This window comes from Verrucomicrobiota bacterium, assembly GCA_037139415.1.
Classification (GTDB): domain Bacteria; phylum Verrucomicrobiota; class Verrucomicrobiia; order Limisphaerales; family Fontisphaeraceae; genus JBAXGN01.
Genome location: JBAXGN010000187.1, coordinates 1 through 16097, shown reverse-complemented (window position 1 = coordinate 16097; position 16097 = coordinate 1). Strand labels below are relative to the sequence as shown.

The 16097-nt window shown below is 60.4% G+C and carries 12 protein-coding genes; 4 read left to right on the top strand and 8 right to left on the bottom strand.

Going from position 1 to position 16097, the window contains the following annotated elements:
• Positions 1 to 504 precede the first annotated feature (504 nt).
• Genes WCO56_24295 through WCO56_24285 form a run of 3 tightly spaced genes read left to right on the top strand, consistent with a single transcriptional unit; the run spans position 505 to position 5104 of the window.
• Entirely contained in the window at positions 505 to 2355 is a 1851-nt protein-coding gene (locus tag WCO56_24295; protein MEI7732715.1) for a tail fiber domain-containing protein, read from the top strand.
• A 4-nt stretch (positions 2356 to 2359) separates the two neighbouring features.
• Positions 2360 to 2821 carry a hypothetical protein gene (locus WCO56_24290; GenBank protein ID MEI7732714.1) on the top strand — a complete coding sequence of 154 codons (462 nt, stop codon included), beginning with the start codon at positions 2360 to 2362 and terminating at the stop codon, positions 2819 to 2821.
• A 36-nt stretch (positions 2822 to 2857) separates the two neighbouring features.
• Entirely contained in the window at positions 2858 to 5104 is a 2247-nt protein-coding gene (locus WCO56_24285; protein ID MEI7732713.1) for a hypothetical protein, read from the top strand.
• Between the two features lie 268 nt (positions 5105 to 5372).
• Here WCO56_24285 and WCO56_24280 read toward each other — a convergent pair whose 3' ends face one another.
• Positions 5373 to 5849, bottom strand: a complete 477-nt coding sequence (locus WCO56_24280) for a hypothetical protein (GenBank protein MEI7732712.1) — start codon at positions 5847 to 5849, stop codon at positions 5373 to 5375.
• The gene (locus WCO56_24275; GenBank protein ID MEI7732711.1) at positions 5846 to 9061 is read right to left on the bottom strand and encodes an FG-GAP-like repeat-containing protein; all 3216 of its coding nucleotides are present in this window, start codon (positions 9059 to 9061) and stop codon (positions 5846 to 5848) included. Before WCO56_24275 ends, WCO56_24280 begins: the two co-directional genes overlap by 4 nt.
• 247 nt (positions 9062 to 9308) lie before the next feature.
• Here WCO56_24275 and WCO56_24270 point away from each other — a divergent pair, with 247 nt between their 5' ends.
• The gene (locus WCO56_24270; protein MEI7732710.1) at positions 9309 to 9680 is read left to right on the top strand and encodes a hypothetical protein; all 372 of its coding nucleotides are present in this window, start codon (positions 9309 to 9311) and stop codon (positions 9678 to 9680) included.
• 43 nt (positions 9681 to 9723) lie between these two features.
• Here WCO56_24270 and WCO56_24265 read toward each other — a convergent pair whose 3' ends face one another.
• The 6 genes from WCO56_24265 to WCO56_24240 all read right to left on the bottom strand — a co-directional run bounded on the left by WCO56_24265 (position 9724) and on the right by WCO56_24240 (position 16024).
• Entirely contained in the window at positions 9724 to 10182 is a 459-nt protein-coding gene (locus tag WCO56_24265; GenBank protein ID MEI7732709.1) for an RES family NAD+ phosphorylase, read from the bottom strand.
• Positions 10182 to 10652, bottom strand: a complete 471-nt coding sequence (locus tag WCO56_24260; protein ID MEI7732708.1) for an antitoxin Xre/MbcA/ParS toxin-binding domain-containing protein — start codon at positions 10650 to 10652, stop codon at positions 10182 to 10184. The genes WCO56_24265 and WCO56_24260 overlap by 1 nt, the downstream gene beginning before the upstream one ends.
• Before the next feature lie 159 nt (positions 10653 to 10811).
• Positions 10812 to 12884: a transketolase C-terminal domain-containing protein gene (locus tag WCO56_24255; protein MEI7732707.1), complete on the bottom strand. Its 2073-nt coding sequence runs from the start codon at positions 12882 to 12884 to the stop codon at positions 10812 to 10814.
• A gap of 79 nt (positions 12885 to 12963) precedes the next feature.
• Complete coding sequence (locus WCO56_24250; GenBank protein MEI7732706.1) at positions 12964 to 13377, bottom strand: putative toxin-antitoxin system toxin component, PIN family; 414 nt, start codon at positions 13375 to 13377, stop codon at positions 12964 to 12966.
• A complete protein-coding gene (locus WCO56_24245; GenBank protein ID MEI7732705.1) occupies positions 13374 to 13634 on the bottom strand; it encodes a type II toxin-antitoxin system ParD family antitoxin in 261 nt (86 codons plus the stop codon). The genes WCO56_24250 and WCO56_24245 overlap by 4 nt, the downstream gene beginning before the upstream one ends.
• A gap of 83 nt (positions 13635 to 13717) precedes the next feature.
• Entirely contained in the window at positions 13718 to 16024 is a 2307-nt protein-coding gene (locus WCO56_24240) for a PAS domain S-box protein (GenBank protein MEI7732704.1), read from the bottom strand.
• Between the last annotated feature and the right edge of the window lie 73 nt (positions 16025 to 16097).

Below are 16097 nucleotides of genomic sequence, written 5' to 3'. Positions count from 1 at the left end.
TGTCGCCATCCGCCCCTTTCTCCCCCGGCTGTTGCCACCGCACTCCAAATTTTCCTGCGCCGTCCTGTTTGAGACGCGTCACCTACGTTTGCGGTTACGTTCCCCATGCCCCCCCTCCACTTCCGGGTTCATGGGTTCAAAGAGCGAAATTCTTCTGTTCGGGGAAGTCTCACCTGTATCCTCTCCCTCGGGGAGAGGAGTTCATTATCCGGCTGAGGGAATCGGCTTAACGGATTCGCTTTCTTTCGGGTAATTCCGCTGCCACGGAACACCCGAACCGCCGCTTCCAGCTTGAAGCAAACCGAGCTTGATACAGCCCTGGGGCGCAAGATAATTTTTGAAAATAAGTTTGACTTCATGAATAGATAAGCATAGGTGTTTAGTCTTGATGAAAAAAGTAACCATCGGCAATGCAACCCATCGGAACCCCTGGGGATTTTTTAGTGTCAATTTATCCAATACAACCCGGCCTCGCAGTTTCCAACCTCCAATCCTAGTACACAAATGAAACCTCATTATTTCCCCGTCTTCACCGCGCTAGTGATCAGCGTCACATCGGCGCTGGCGCAAACCACCGCCTTCACCTATCAGGGACAGTTGGCCGACGGCGGCGTGCCCGCCACTGGCAGCTACGATCTCCTTTTTACACTACGCGACAAAGCCACGACTGGGAACACGCTGGGGTCACCGTTTGGCCTGGCCGCCGTCGGTGTGACCAACGGGCTCTTCTCCGTGACCGTGGACTTTGGGACTGGCGTATTCACCGGGCCGGATCGCTGGCTGGAGATTGCTGTGCGCACCAAAGGTTCGTCCGGCGCGTACACCACCTTGGTTCCACGCCAGCCGGTCACTTCCGCCCCCTATGCCATCCGGGCGGCCAGCGCGCCGTTCGACGGCGTGAGTGGTTTACCGATAACACTCGCCAACAATACCGTGGGCAGCGTGGGCAACAACCCGCTGGAACTGAGCGTCAACGGTCAACGGGTGTTGCGGCTGGAACCAACCGGTACCACCCCGAACTTGGTCGGCGGTTCGTGGAGTAACTGGGTTTCCACAGGCGTTGCGGGGGCCACCATCGCAGGCGGCGGAGCGACTGGAGTTGTGTTTGGCGTGGACGGGGATTTCAACCGGGTGGATTCAGATTACAGTGTGATCGGCGGCGGGCTGGCGAACTGGGTGCTGGAGCAAAGCAAGGCCAGCACGGTAGCTGGCGGACAGCGTAACATCGTTGGTAGCTCCTCGTATTACTCGGCCATCGGCGGCGGCACGAGCAATACGGTCAATGGCCTGCAATCGGTCATTGCGGGTGGCGGCCATAATACGACTGCTGGAATGGGCACTACGGTGGGCGGCGGCCAGGACAACCGCGCGCAGTATGCGAACGCGGTGATCAGCGGAGGAAGCAGCAACACGGCGCTGGGGGTGGCGGCCACCATCAGTGGCGGAGTGCAAAACCGGGTGACGATTGATTACGCGAGCATTGCGGGCGGGCAGAACAACGAGGCCTCCGGCCTCCATGCGGTGGTGGCGGGTGGCTGGACGAATACTGCGGAAGCGACCGGTGCCGCCGTGGGTGGCGGCTATCAAAACCGGGCGGCTGGCGTTAAGAGCGTTGTTAGCGGCGGTTATTTGAACGTCGCCCAGGGCGAATGTGCCACGGTGCTCGGCGGTGTGTCGGGCGTGGCCAGCGGTGATTACGCCACGGTGGCGGGCGGCCAGGGCAGTGTGGCGAGCGGCGCCAATTCCTTTATCGCGGGTGGCTACGACAACCAGGCGACGGCCGAAGGCGCTTTCGCCGGCGGTTGGTCGGCCTATGCCACCAACAGTCATAGTTTTGTCTGGAGCGACGGCATCGGTGCCGGCGCCGCCTCAACGGCGGCCTACCAGTTTATCATCCACGCCGCCGGCGGGGTGGGCATTGGCAAGAACAATCCGGCGGCGGCGCTGGACGTGAATGGATCTGTTATCGCCAGCGGGTTCTATCCATCGAGCGACAAGAACTTGAAGGAAAACTTTACCGCCATCAGCCCGCGCGAGGTGCTGGACAAGGTGACTGGCCTAAGCGTCACCCGCTGGAATTTCAAAAGCGACCAAGTCGCCCGGCATCTCGGACCCATGGCGCAGGATTTTTACGCCGCGTTTGGTCTGGGCATGGATGACAAACACATTGGTACCGTGGATGCCGACGGCGTGGCGCTGGCGGCCATCCAGGGACTGAACCAGAAACTGGAGGCCGAAACCAAAACGTTGCATGTGGAAGTGGCCACCAAAAACCAACAAGTCAATGCGCTCGAAAAACGGGTATCCGACCTGGAAGCTATGGTCCGCACCCTCACCGAAACCAGAACCAAGTAAAACCATGAAAACCAATAACCTTCTCCTTCGCGGTGCGACCTTGGCCGCGCTCCTCCCTGGCTTGCTCGCCTCGTTGGCGGGCGACTATACGATTGATACCTATACCATTTCCGGTGGCGGTGGGGGCAGCACCAACGGCAACTACGCACTGATCGGCACCCTCGGTCAATTATCCTCGGGTGCCATGAGCGGCGGCAGTTACTCACTGGCCGGCGGTTTCTGGAGCCAGGCCGGCATAATCCAAACGCCCGGCTCGCCGCAGTTGAGCCTCAAGCGCGAAAGCCAAAGCTACATCTTCTCCTGGCCGGAAGCTTCCGCCAGGTTTGCCTTGGAACAAAATGGCAACTTGGCGGTAACCAATGGCTGGACGGGTGTTTCCCAAGGCCTCGCCACGAACAACGGTATTATCTCCGTCACCGTTCCGGTCGAAGCCGGTTACCGGTTCTACCGGTTGAAACAATTTTAGCGCCAACCGGATCTTAACTCCAACCCCAGCAAGCAAATGAAACATCATTATTTCTCCGTCTTCACCGCGTTGGCTCTCAGTGCCGCATCCGCGCTGGGCCAAACCACCGCCTTCACCTACCAGGGGCGGTTGGCCGACGGCGGCAGTCCCGCCACCGGGAGCTACGACCTGCTCTTTACCCTGCGCGACAGCGCCACGGGAGGGAACACGCTGGGCTCACCATTTGGCATGGCCGCCGTCGGGGTGACCAACGGCCTGTTCGCCGTGACGGTGGATTTTGGCACCGGGGTGTTCACCGGGCCGGATCGCTGGCTGGAGATTTCCGTGCGCACCAACGGTTCTACCGGTGCGTACACCACGCTGGCCCCGCGCCAGCCAATCACCTCTGCCCCCTATGCGATTCAAGCGGCCAATGCGCCCTTCAGTGGTGTCACCGGTCTGCCGGTGACCCTCGCCACCAACACGCTGGGGAGCGTGGGCAACAATGCGCTGGAATTGACCGTCAACAGCCAGCGCGCGCTGCGGATCGAACCGGGATCAGGCGCGCCCAACATTCTTGGCGGCTACTCCGGCAACACCGTGGCTCCGGGCAACATCGCCGCCACCATAGCGGGCGGCGGTGTCAACGGCGACGTCAACGCAATTACCGCCAGTTACACCGCCATCGGCGGCGGCGCGGGCAACCGGGTGACGGGTGCGGCCGGCGCGATCGCCGGCGGGCTCGACAACACGGTGGACGGCATGAGTGGCTTTGTGGGCGGCGGCCTCGCCAACCAGGCGGTGGGCACGTACAGCACCATCGCGGGCGGCAATTACAACGCCACGGCCGAGGCCTCGTCCACCGTGGGTGGCGGGGATCATAATCAGGCGAACCAGAGCTACAGCACCGTGGCGGGCGGCAACCACAACCTGGCCAATGCCACCTTTGCGGCGATCGGTGGCGGCCGTGATAACCTCAACTCGGGTGACAGTGCCGTCATCAGCGGCGGGGCCAACAACACGAACTCCGCCGCGTTTGCCACCGTGCCCGGTGGCCAGGGCAACGCCGCTTCCGGCAGCTACGCCTTTGCGGCCGGACACCGTGCCAAGGCGGGTCACAATGGCGCGTTTGTCTGGGCCGATTCCGCCGATGCCGACTTTACCTCCGGTGTTGCCGACCAGTTCACCATCCGGGCCGGCGGTGGTTTATATCTCAACACCCGAAACTACGCCCAGGCCATGACGGCCGAAAGCGCTTCCACGATTGGCACCTGGCTCAATCTGAACAACACCAGCACCGGCGGCGGCACCTGGTCGGTCATCGCCTCCGGCTCCGGTAACGGCGAGGGGGCGGGCAAACTGCTGTTCTTCGACGGCGCCGCCACCCGGATGCAGTTGGACAGTGCTGGCAATCTCTCGAGCAGTAGCATCAACAGCGGCAATATCACCGCTAGTGGCACGGTTACCGCCAGTGGCACAGTCACCGGCACCAATGCCAACGGTTTCGGTATCCGAGGTTACACGACGGCCGGCACCGGTGTTTATGGCGACAACGCCAACAGCGACACCACCGGCCATGCGGGTTATTTCAATGGCCGGGTAGGCGTCACCCAGACTTTGACCGCCTCCAAACTGGTGGCCTCGACCAGTTCCACCGTAGATGGCACCAAGGCGATCTATGGTGTGGCATCCTACGATAGCGCTACGAACTACGGGGTAGTGGGCCAATCTCCTTCGGTGGTCGGCGTGGGAGTGGCTGGCTTTGCCACCGCAACATTAGGTACCCCTGTCGGAGTAATGGGCTCCAGCACCGCGCCGTCCGGGATGGGGGTGGCTGGGTATGCCACCGCCGCATTTGGCGGCGTCGGTGTCTATGGGGCTGCCGCTGGTCCCAGCGGGGCTGGGGTGGTGGCCAGCGGCAGCGGCACCAACGGCACGGCGCTGCAAATCCAAAACGGCGCCATCAAAGTTTCTGGTGCGGGAGTCAATACCCCCACCGCCGCTTACCTCCATGTTATTACCTCCGGAAACCGAGTGGGGACGCAGTTGACGGTCATTGATAATCCCCTGTCGAACGGGGACCCCAATGCAATCATCCATGTGACCACGGTATGGGCGCCCAGCACCCTCAACACAAAAGTTATTAACTTATGTTACGATGCTGACGGCTCTCTCTCTGGATCTCCTGGTAAATGGGTCATCGAGGTCTATGGGCTTAATCGGAGTTCATTTGATGGCTCCACCGGATTGGTTGCTGGAGCCGAAATTGGTTCCAAATTCAACGTCATGATCATCAAACCATGAGCTGCATTTCAGGCGTCGGTGTTCCCCAAAAATGAGGCCAGTCATTGTCTGGAAAAATAGCGGGGAAACTCGAAGCTGGCCATGAATGTTGTTTTGAGGTAAGGTCCGATGCATGGCATGTAAGTTTCATCCAGCACTCATACGCTGTGACTTTCACAGCCCCATTGCCATGCTCGTCAGGCTGGTAATCGCTATTGGGGAATGAGTTACGGAGGGTTTAGCCGGTATTTTTGGTGACTGTTCACTGATGACTTGCCACTGGGCGTCCTCACGGGACCTTCAGCCGGAAGAAATTCTGGCCCGGGGCGATCGGAATCAGCACTTGGATTTGGCCGTTATTGGTGGTGGGTCCCTGGGTCACCGCGGTCCAGCCGTTCGTCAGCGTCAGATTGTTGTTTTGTTGCAGGACGAAGCCTGCTCCGGTATCCGGCCAGGTGAAAGTCACGCTGCTGCCGTTTGATTTTACAAAACTCAATTGCGGCGCGCCGGGCGTCTGGAGCAGGCTGACCAGAGCCCACAAGCCACCCTCAACGGCAAAACTTCCGCCCGTGGCCCGGCCCGCATCCGCTTGGCCGATAGTTCCAGTGACCGAGTAAACGCTGCCGGTGCTGGTGCCGCCGCCCCCGGTGACGCTTCCCCCGGCGAGGGTGAAGTTCTGCGCCAGGATCTCCGCACCGGTTAGGGCAAGCATCAGCCCGACCAGCAGCTTGGCTTGAGGTGATTGAGTTCCGAGGCGCCGTTTCATTGGATTGCCCGCAGGATGCCATTGGTGAAACATAAGGTGTTGGTGCCGCCTCCGGGGACAAGCACTTGGAGGTTGACGGTGAGCCCGCCCGACGAAATCGCATTGGCGTTCAGGTTGGACAGGCTGCCGCCGTCGCCGGTAAACTGCCCGCGAAAACGGCTGGGGAAGAATGGCGGGTTGTTAATCAACGCTAACGTGCTGTCACTGAAGTTAGCGGCGAGAATGTCTGGGGTGCCGTCGCCATTCAAATCGCCGGCCGCCACAAAAACCGGGCCGGCGCCGGCCGGAAAAGTGGCGGCGGTTGCAAACCCGCCGCTGCCATTGTTGGTCAGGATGGTTACACTGTTGCTCTCGTAGTTGGCGCAAATAAGATCGGGCCAGCCATCCCGGTTCAAGTCACTGATCGCCACCGCCGCCGGCCCCGCACCGACGGGGTAGCTCGCCACGGCCACAAACCCGCCGCTGCCATTGTTAGTGAGGGTGGTAAGGGTGCCGGTCGTGTCGTTGGCCACTGCCAAATCCACGCGGCCGTCGCGGTTGAAATCGCCGGCCGCCACAAACCGGGCGCCGCCGATGCCTGCCGGATACGTGCCCGCCGCCACAAACTCGCCGTTGCCGTTGTTCGTCAGCACCGTAACCGTGGAATCGTAATAATTCGGCGTGATCAAATCCACTTTACCATCCCCGTTCACGTCAGCCGCCACCACATTGAAATGCCCGTTGCCGACCTGGTTCGTGGAGGACAGAGTAAAATTCCCGCTGCCCCCATTGGTCAGGATTGTTACGGTGCTGCTGTAGAAACCGACGTTAATCAGATCCGCTTTTCCATCGCCATTAACATCGGCCGCCACGACGTAGGTGGTCTCCCCCACCGCCGGCGTGGAGGCAGCGGTAAAGCCGCCGAGCCCGTCATTGGTCATTAGCGTCAGCGTGCTGTTGTAACTCGACGCGTTAATGAGATCGAGCGCGCCATCGCCATTGACATCCGCCACGGCCAGGGAATTTACCAGATAGCCCGCGCCCGGGGCCGAGGAGATCATGAAACCACCGGCCCCATTGTTTGTCAGGACCACCAGGCGTCCGTAAAAGCCCATCACCGCGACGTCGAGCCGGCCATCGTTGTTGAAGTCGGCGAGTTGCACCGACATTGGTCCCCCACAGATGTTGCTGATCGTGGCAAAGTCCCCCGCGGGATTGGTGAGCGCCAGGCTCCAGAACGTCAGCGGCAGGAGGTCGCCGTTAAAACTCGCGAAGGATAAGTTCGTCAAACCGGCGCCATTGCCGGTGAAGGCGCCGGTGAAACTGCCGGACAAAGTGACGCCGGTGGCGCTGTTGGTTATCAGACTCCCCGGAAGTCGTGCCAGGGGGACCGTGCCGCTGGCCAACTGCGACGCGTCGAGGCCCGTGAGCGCGCTGCCATTGCCGGCGAAATTGCCGGTCAGGTTCACGTTGGTGTTGCCGTTGAGCAGCACGTTGGTTGGAAAGCGGGTCAGGCTGAGGGTTCCGGTCGTTATTTGCGAGGCGTCCAGACTGGTCAGGAGGCTTCCATCGCCCACATACTTCGGCGCGCGGACGGCCACCCCCACATTGCGAAAGATCCGAAAGCTGTCGTGGTTCGCCAGAAACACATTGGTGCCCACCACGGCGATGCCGGCCGCATAACTGCCGGGAACCTCGGGCGAGAAAGCGCCGATGCGGCTTGGCACCGCTGGATATGAGATGTCGTAGAGCCGGATGCCGTCCCCGGAATTAGCCACATACAGATTCTTGCCCACGACGGCCGCGTCGATGGCCCCGCCGTACATGTTCGGATTGCCCTCGTGATAATTGGCGGTGCCGACGTAGTAGTCGGCCTCGAAGGTCGGCCCCGGCTCGCTCAAATCGGTGACATCGAAAATGTTCACTCCATTAACGCCGTTGGCGACGTAAAGAAAAACGCCGCTATCAAACGGTGCCACCGTTACCGAATGGGCCACACCGGAGCTCTGGATGCCCGCCACATAAACCGCGTTCGTCGGGTTGGCCACGTCGTAGATGCTGACCCCGTCCAGCAGCTTGGCAACGAACAGGTAACGACCATACACCGCGACGTTCACGGAGTAGTCCGCTAGCCCCTGTATCGTATAGTCCGGCCCCATGGCGACATGCCCGACCGGAACGGGATTGGTGGGATTGGCGATGTTGACAATGCGCACCCCATCAAAGGAACAAGCGACATACGCGAAATTCCCCGCGACTGCCACCCCGACCGGTTGCGAGTGATAGATGACGCCGCCCCGATTGTATGAAGCGGAGAAGTTGGTCTTGGCCATGAGCTGGGGATTGGCCGGATTGGAAATATCGTAGATCCGCAAACCATCCACGACATCCGCCACGTAGGCGTTGGTTCCCGCCAAGGCGACCGCATGGCTGCCCCATTGATAGTCGTCGCCAAGATACCCCGCGCTAAAATTCGTGATCACGCCCACCTGGATCGGGTTCGCCAATTGAGAAATGTTGTAGATGCCGACGTCCGAACCAAAGCCAGCCTCGCTTGAAACATACGCGTAATCTCCCGCCACCGTAACCGAACCGGCGCTCCGGTTAATGCGGGCGGTTTCCAGCAACGTCACGCCCACGGTCAGATTACCGGTCAGGCTTCCCGAGTTCAGGTTGGTCAAAGTGGCGCCATTGCCGGTAAAGGTTCCATAGAGGCTGTACGCCCCTCCGCCGGTCTGGACCACGGAAGATGGCAGTTGCAGCGGCGCCAGTGTGCCCGTGATGTGGGTGGCCGCGACCGCATTGGCAGTTGCCGCCACGCCGGCATTCGTGGCGTAACCCGCATTCGGAGCGTATCCGGCAGTTGGGGCGTAAATGGCATACGGCGTCGGGGTTATTGGCTGACGCGGATTCAAGGGGGTGAACGCCCCGCTGCCATTGGTGCGCACGGCCAGTTCCAGCCAGTAATTCGCGCCGGTGAACACGCCGCCAAAGTCCAACTGGACCAGGAACACGCCCGCGCTGACGCTGGTGGCCGTGTTGGTGAGTACCCCGAGGGGGCTGCCGTTGGTGACGGCGCCGTACAGGGTAAACCGCAGGTCATAACTGCCGCTGGCGGCGGCACTGTTATCAGTCAGCCGGCCGTTGTAGGTGAAGGCGGTGCCCTGGGCGAAACCAGGCTGAAGGCTCGTCCATAACCCCATTCCTATGGCAAATAGCACGCGTATTCTCATGGTTGCTTGCAGTCTTCGGATTGTTACGCTACCAACTGATCGTCCATGGCGTTGCCGCAGCTCCGGCAGTGTCCAGCTTTCGCGGTTGCAGATTCTCCGCCGGCCAGCCGGTCCCTGCCTCAAGGATCCGGTGCGCCATAACCACAATTAGCGGAGCTTCAATACACCATGCACACAGCTACTACTGTATTCCATACCGCCCGCTTGTCAAGTTGCCCGGGCGGGTCCAAAACCACGCGAAAGGGCAGTGGTTGCGCTGGTCGGCGTCGTTTGGCTCGGAATGGTGGTTGGCCAATTTCCTTCGGTGATCGGCGTGGGAGTGGCTGGCTTTGCCACGGCAACACTAGGTTCCCCTGTCGGAGTAATGGGCTCCAGCACCGCGCCGTCTGGGATGGTGGTGACCGGGTATGCCACCGCTGCATCTGGGGGTGTCCGTGTCTATGGGGCTACCGCCAATTCCAGCGGGGCTGGGGTGGTCGCCAGCGGCAGCGGTACCAACGGAACGGCTTTGCGTATTCAGAATGGTGCCATCCAAACCAGACAGGAGAAACAAAAACAGCTTAACCCAGTGGTGTTTCATGGCGGCAGCGTGGCGCAGAGTACCCTTGGGCACAAGTGAAAATCCTGGCTTATCATTCGGCCTAAATGGATGGCCGCCAGCGTCAGGTGAGCAGCCGTGGATCAAACGCAAACCGTTCCGGCTTGCTGATGGCGATTGTTTTGAAGTCCGGATGCGCCGGGTTCAGCAGGTAGTTGGGTTCTCCCGAAATGATGACGCTCGGCAACGCCAGCACCGCCGAACGCGCCTGTCGCACCCACGCATCGCCGAGCGCCTTGGTGGATGGCGAGGGTGGCTCGATCTGCCAATCTGCCGGCAGGTTTTTGAGGGCGATTTGTTCGACGCTGACCTGGTCGAACGCCAGGCGAAAGGCGACATACTTGAAACGCATTGGCGGGTTTAGATGCACCAGGATTTCCAGCGCCGCGAGCGATTGGGTGCCGCTCGCGTAAACGACCGGCACGCCCCGCGAATTCCAACGCCCACCGACCTTGGCGGCGCCTTCACCGGAAAACGCGGTTGCGGCGTGCCTTTCCTTCACGATGCGCCAGGCTTCCAACATCAGGAATAGACTCCGTATTCTATGCGCCCCAGCAGGTCTTCAACTTCGCGGGCGCCAACTTCGGTTTCGGCATAGTCCAGCGGCACCGCCCCCCCCAAACCGAACTGTGGGGCGGTCAGCCATTGGCGGGCGTTTGCCTCGGACTCCAAAACCTCGACAGCCTTGCCCATCAACCGGGCAAAGCGCACCACGCGATCGGATTCCGCCGTTCCAAGCCGCCCCTCCAATTTCCGGCGATGCAGCGTGGCCTTCGAGATGCCAAGCATGGGGACCAGCTTTTCCATCGGCATGTCCAGACTGGTCTGCAAAGCGTCCAACTCCCGAACCGGCAGACCCATCCGCAGTGCTTCGATCAACTTGGCCGGCGTATAATCCGAAGCCGTGATGTTGCCAGTTGGGCCATGCACACAAAAGTTGACCACCCCGCCCATGGCTTTCTTCGACAATTGTTTCGTCACGATTGCATTCATTTGATACGAATAATAGTATCATTTGAGAATAGCGTCAACGTTTTTTGGTGCGGATTCATCACGCCCATTTTTTGTGTCCGCGAAAAAAAACTGATTTACCGGCGCACGCTTGCGCTACGACGCAGACGGTCAGACGGCGTCCGGGGCGTAACCGCAACGTTATTTGTTACCCACCAGGGCGATGGCGGCTTCCATCATCTTCGCCGTGGTCAAACCATGCCGCTCGTAGAGCTGCTCGGCGAGATAGGCGGATTGGCCGAATTCACCGGGGATACCGAGGGACTTCATGATGTGCGGAATGCCCGCCATGGCCAGCGCGTGGGCTACCTGCGCACCCATGCCGCAGACCAACTGGTGATCTTCGATGGTCACCACGCGGCCTTGGCACGCCTTGACCGCCGCGCCGATGGTCTCGAGGTCCACTTGATTGATGAACGGGTTGTTGATGACGGTGGCTTGAATGCCTTTTTCCGCCAGCTTCTTGCCGGCTTCCACGGCTTTGCTGAACAGCACGCCGCAGCCGATCAACACCACATCGTTGCCCTGCCGGATGACTTGGGCCTTGCCCCACGGATACTTGGAGCCTTCCACCCAGTACATCGGGTAATTCTCGCGGCCCACGAAGAAGATGTAACTCTCGCCATCCTTGCCCGCCGCGCGGTCCGCCGCCAAACGCTTGATGGCTTCATACATCAGCGACTCGGCTTCATCCGGGCAGGAGGGCATGATGACTGCCGTGTGCGGGATGGAACTGATGGCGGAGATGTAGGTGGTGGCCTGGTGGGACGCGCCATCGGCGGCATCCTGAAAACCAATGTGCGAGAATACCGCAATGACCGGTGCTTGCGAGAGCGCGGCCATGGTCAGGGGCAGGTTGCCCTTGGTGATGCCGAATTGGCCAAAGGTATCCACGATGGGAATATAGCCATGCTTGGAAAGACCAGCCGCTACGCTGACCATGTTCGCTTCGGCGATGCCCAGTTCAATCCAGCGATCCGGGAAACTCTTTTGGAACAGGCTGATCCCGGTGGAACCTTGCACGTCGGAAGAGACGGAAAAGACCGGCAGTCCTTCCTGGGCGGCGCGAACCGCGCCCTTGGCCAAACCGGTTTGCACCTTGTCTTTCTTCACCGCCGGAGTCGCCGCTGGCGCGCTGGCCGCCTTGGCTTTCTTGGCGGCTTCCTTGGCTTCCCATTCACTACGAAGCGCCTGAGCCCACGTGGCAAATTCTGCGGGCGCCTGGCCGCCCCAGATTTCGTTGACGAACTCGACGATTTTTTCGCCGTTGCCCAGCGGGAACCCGTGGCCACCGGCGGAGTTTTCCATGGTGGATTTCACGCCGTAACCCTTGATGGTTTTTACCTGCACGAATACCGGCTGCTTCGGGTTGGCCTGGGTTTCGGCGATGGCCTTTTCAATCGCGGCATAGACTTCCTGGAGGTCGTGGCCATTGGCCACGCTGATCACTTTCCAGCCGAGGGCGGGCATGGCGGCGAAACTTGGTGCCATGGTGAAGGCATCCTTGCTGATGCGACCGGAGAGTTTGGTGTCGTTATCGGAAACCACCAGCACGAACGGATTCATGCGCCCTTTGGCGGCCAAGCCGGGGATCGAGGCATAGGCTTCGCGGGCTTCACCTTCCATGGAAGCGCCATCGGAGGCCACGCAGACGGTCACGCGGTCGCGGCCTGCCAATTTGTCGGCAATGGCCAATCCCTCGGCCTGCGGAATGGAGGAACTCAGCGGTCCGTTGCTCAGCAGCACGCCTTCAGGATTCAGGTGCGATTCCCCGTGGCCGGTCAGTTTGCTTTGGATACTGCGGAAACCCTTGAGTGATTCAAAGGTCATCCCGTCAAAGCCGTATTGGGCGCGCAGCGCATAGACGCCGTTTTCGGTGTGACCGGCATCATTGACGTAATTGAATGCTTCAAACCAAGGTTTGCCTTGGGTGGCGAACATGATGCCATGTACCGCCGCGTTGATTTCGGCAAAGGCCGCCGGGCCGCCCCAGTGGCAGGCCGCGCCGCCGTTGACGGCGTGCAGGTTCATCAAGGCCACCAGCGCGCGGGTGGCGCGTGGATCAGCCAGCACCACTTCCCGGCCTTGGGCCGTCTTCACGTTCACCGAATATTTCGGTGTCTGGACGGGGGTGCCGGCCAGCTTGGACTTGATTTCGATCGGTTTCAGCGCCGGCGCTTGCACCGCTTGCACCACAGTATTATCAGCACTCATAATTCGTTCTTATGTATATTTCAAAGTTAAGGAGGGAACTCTATGGATTGGCAGGAAAAAGGGAAGGAATAATTTTTTCTCAGCGCCAACCAATCTGGCGCATGAACTCCGCCGGCGTGACGATCGCCACGCCAAACGGTTTCTGCAAAACCAGCAGATCGCGATCTTGCGTGACCAGGTAAGCGGCCTGCGCGGCAATGGCGGTGGCCACAAACAGGTTATCATCAGGATCACGGCTCAGTTTGCCGGGCAACGGAGCCGGTTCGACGTGGATGGATTTGGCGGCCAACCAAGCCAACGCACCCGAGGGTTGTGCGGCTGGAAACAAACGCTCCCGCACCTGCGCAAGGATGGCGGCATATTCCTCCAAAATCAGTTGATTGACGGCGGTTTTAAATCGGCGGCGCGCCAAACCCGCCAAGGCGCGGCGCGCAGTGCTGCGCGGCCAAAAGACCGCCTCAATGACGACATTGGTATCCAGCACGACAATCATGCCGCAGGCTTGCGTTTGCGATGCTGCCGCACGAGTTGACTGATCAACTCACGTTCCGCCGCACTGGGTTCCCCTTGCCCCCCGTGGGGATCGGTATGGGCGAACGCCACGCGCATTTCCTCCATGGCGCGCATTTCCTGATGTTCCCGCAACATGCGAAGGGCATCCCGCACCACTTCGCTGGCGTTGCCATATTCACCCGTGGCCACCTCGCTGCGCACATATTCTTCCCACGTTCGTGACAATGAAACGTTCATGCGGATAATCTCGCATAGTATCATTAAATGTCAATAGATGCTAGTGGGCGCAAGGCCAGGTAATCGGGATTTTTCGCGCACGGCTAACGGGCGGGACGCACCGGGAGGGTGAGCGTGACGATGGTGCCGCGCTCCTGGCCCCGGCAGATCTGGAGTTTACCGTGGAGCAGCGTCGCCCGTTCGGTCATGCCGAGCAACCCAAGTGATTTGGGGTTATGGGCAGCGTGGGCGCTGATGCCGCAGCCATTGTCGCGGACTTCCAGGATCAGATGCGCCCGCGCCCGGCTCAGGCTGGCGGAAACCTCGGTGGCTTGGGCATGGCGGACAACATTGGTAAGTATCTCTTGGAAAATACGGTACATTCCGGTGGCTTGGTCGGGGTGGAGCTTCAATAGTTGGGACGGAACGGTCACCCGGCAGAGGATGCCGGTGCGCTCTTGAAATTCCCGGGCCTCATATTGGAGGGCGGCCTCCAAACCGAGCTGATCCAAAGCGCTTGGGCGCAAGCGGCGGGAGATGTGGCGCACGGACTCCAGCATGGTGGTGGTCAGTTCGGTGGTCGCCTGAAGCTTCTCCTGAAATTCCCCCCGCACCGGTTCATCGCTGATTTTCGGAAGCCGCCGGGCGAGCCAGGCCAGGTCCATTTTAAAGGCGGTGACCTGCTGCCCAAGGACGTCATGGACTTCGCGCGCAATGCGGGTTTGTTCTTCCTCGCGCAGGTTTTGCAATTTCGTGAGCAGGGCGCGCAGTTGTTGGCGGGATGCCTCGAGTTGGACTTCGGTGTGCTTCCGCTCGGTGGCATCCGTGAAGAATCCAACCAGGGTTGGGCGTCCGGCGAAGGGGAGGAGGGTGGCGGAAATATCAGCGCAGAAGTGGGTCCGGTCTTTCCGCACGCAAGCCAGTTCACGGGCCTGGATGGTTTCGCCGCGCGCCTGGGCTTCAAAAATGGCGATGGCTTGGGCCAGGTTTTCGGGCGGATGGATTTGCGCCACGCCGAGTTGGAGGAGTTCGACCTCGGAATATCCCAGCAGGCGGCAGATGGTGGCGTTGGCGGCGAGAAATTTTTTGGTGCCAAGATCGGCCACCAGAATGCCGACGGGGGCGCCTTCAAAAAGAGTCCGAAACTTTTTTTCCGAGTCGTTCAGTGCCGCCTCGGTCCGCTTGCGTTCGGTAATGTCCCGGGAGACGCCCAAGGCGCCGATGATTTTACCTGCGTCTCCGCGCAACGGGACGTAGTTGGTTTCAAAAACCAAACCCGCGATTTCATTGGTGGAGGTGAAGGTCCCTCCAGCGAGGGCGCGGCGGATGTCCCGCAGGATCCCCGGTTCCTGCCGATAAAATTCAAAGACGGATTGGCCCACGACTTCCCCGGGCTTGAGCCTCAGCAATTCCAGGGCTTTGCCCTCGGACACGATGAAGACGCCCTGGCGGTTCACGGCCCAAAGCACGATGGGCGCGTTGGTGGTCACCCGCTCCAGCCAGGCTTGCGCTTCGCGCAGTTGGGCTTCCACTTGTCGGCGCTCGGTGTTTTCCAGCCGTAGCTCTTCATTGGCCAGCCGCAATTCCTGGGTCCGCAGCACCACGCGCTGTTCCAGCTCCCCGTGGGCCCGTTGCAATGCGGCTTCCGCCTGTTTGCGCGCGGTGATGTCAATCATCACCGTCAGGAAGTATTGCTGACTCTGGTTGGTAATTATTTCGCCGGAGAAGAGACCGTCCACGAGCGTCCCGTCTTTGCAGCGGACTTGCAATTCGAGGTCGCTCAGACGCCCAAACGTCCGCAGTTTGTCCGCCACCTCCGCCTGGTGTTCCGAACGCGGGAACAGCCCAAGTTCAGCGGAGGTTTTGCCAAGGATTTCCTGCCGGCAGTAGCCGAGGGTTTTCAGAAAAGCGTCGTTGACATCAAAGAACCGGCGGTCGGGCAGGGTGGTCAGGGCCATCAGGGCGGGATTATGCCGGAAGAGGCGCTCGAAGCGCTGCTGGGCCTCCTGTTCCGCGCTGAGATCCTTGATGGTGCCGAAGACACATTTTGCCCCGTTCCATTGGCCGAACCAGACGCGGGTCGCCGCCGGAATCAGTGCGCCGCTTTTGGTAGCCAGCGGCAGGGGGCAGGTGTCCCGCTCGCCCCGCAGGATGGCGGCGAAGATGTTCCGGGCTTCCCGGCGCTGATTCGCCGGATGCAGGTCCAGCAGGTGCAGGGCGGCGAGTTCCTGGGCCGTGTAGCCTAGTTTGTGTTGGACCGCTTGGTTGGTGAAGAGGATCCGACCCTCCGGCGTGGCCACCACAATCAGGTCGCCGATGGTCTCGAAGAAGATGTGGAAATTGGCCTCGCTCTCCTGCAGCGCCAATTCCGCTTGTTTGCGCTCCGTGATGTCTTGGAAAACGCCGAACACTTTCTCCGTTTTCCCGTTTTTTTTTGGTGCAGCCTTCGATCTTTGACAGGCCAGCGGGTGCAAGTCCCGCCTC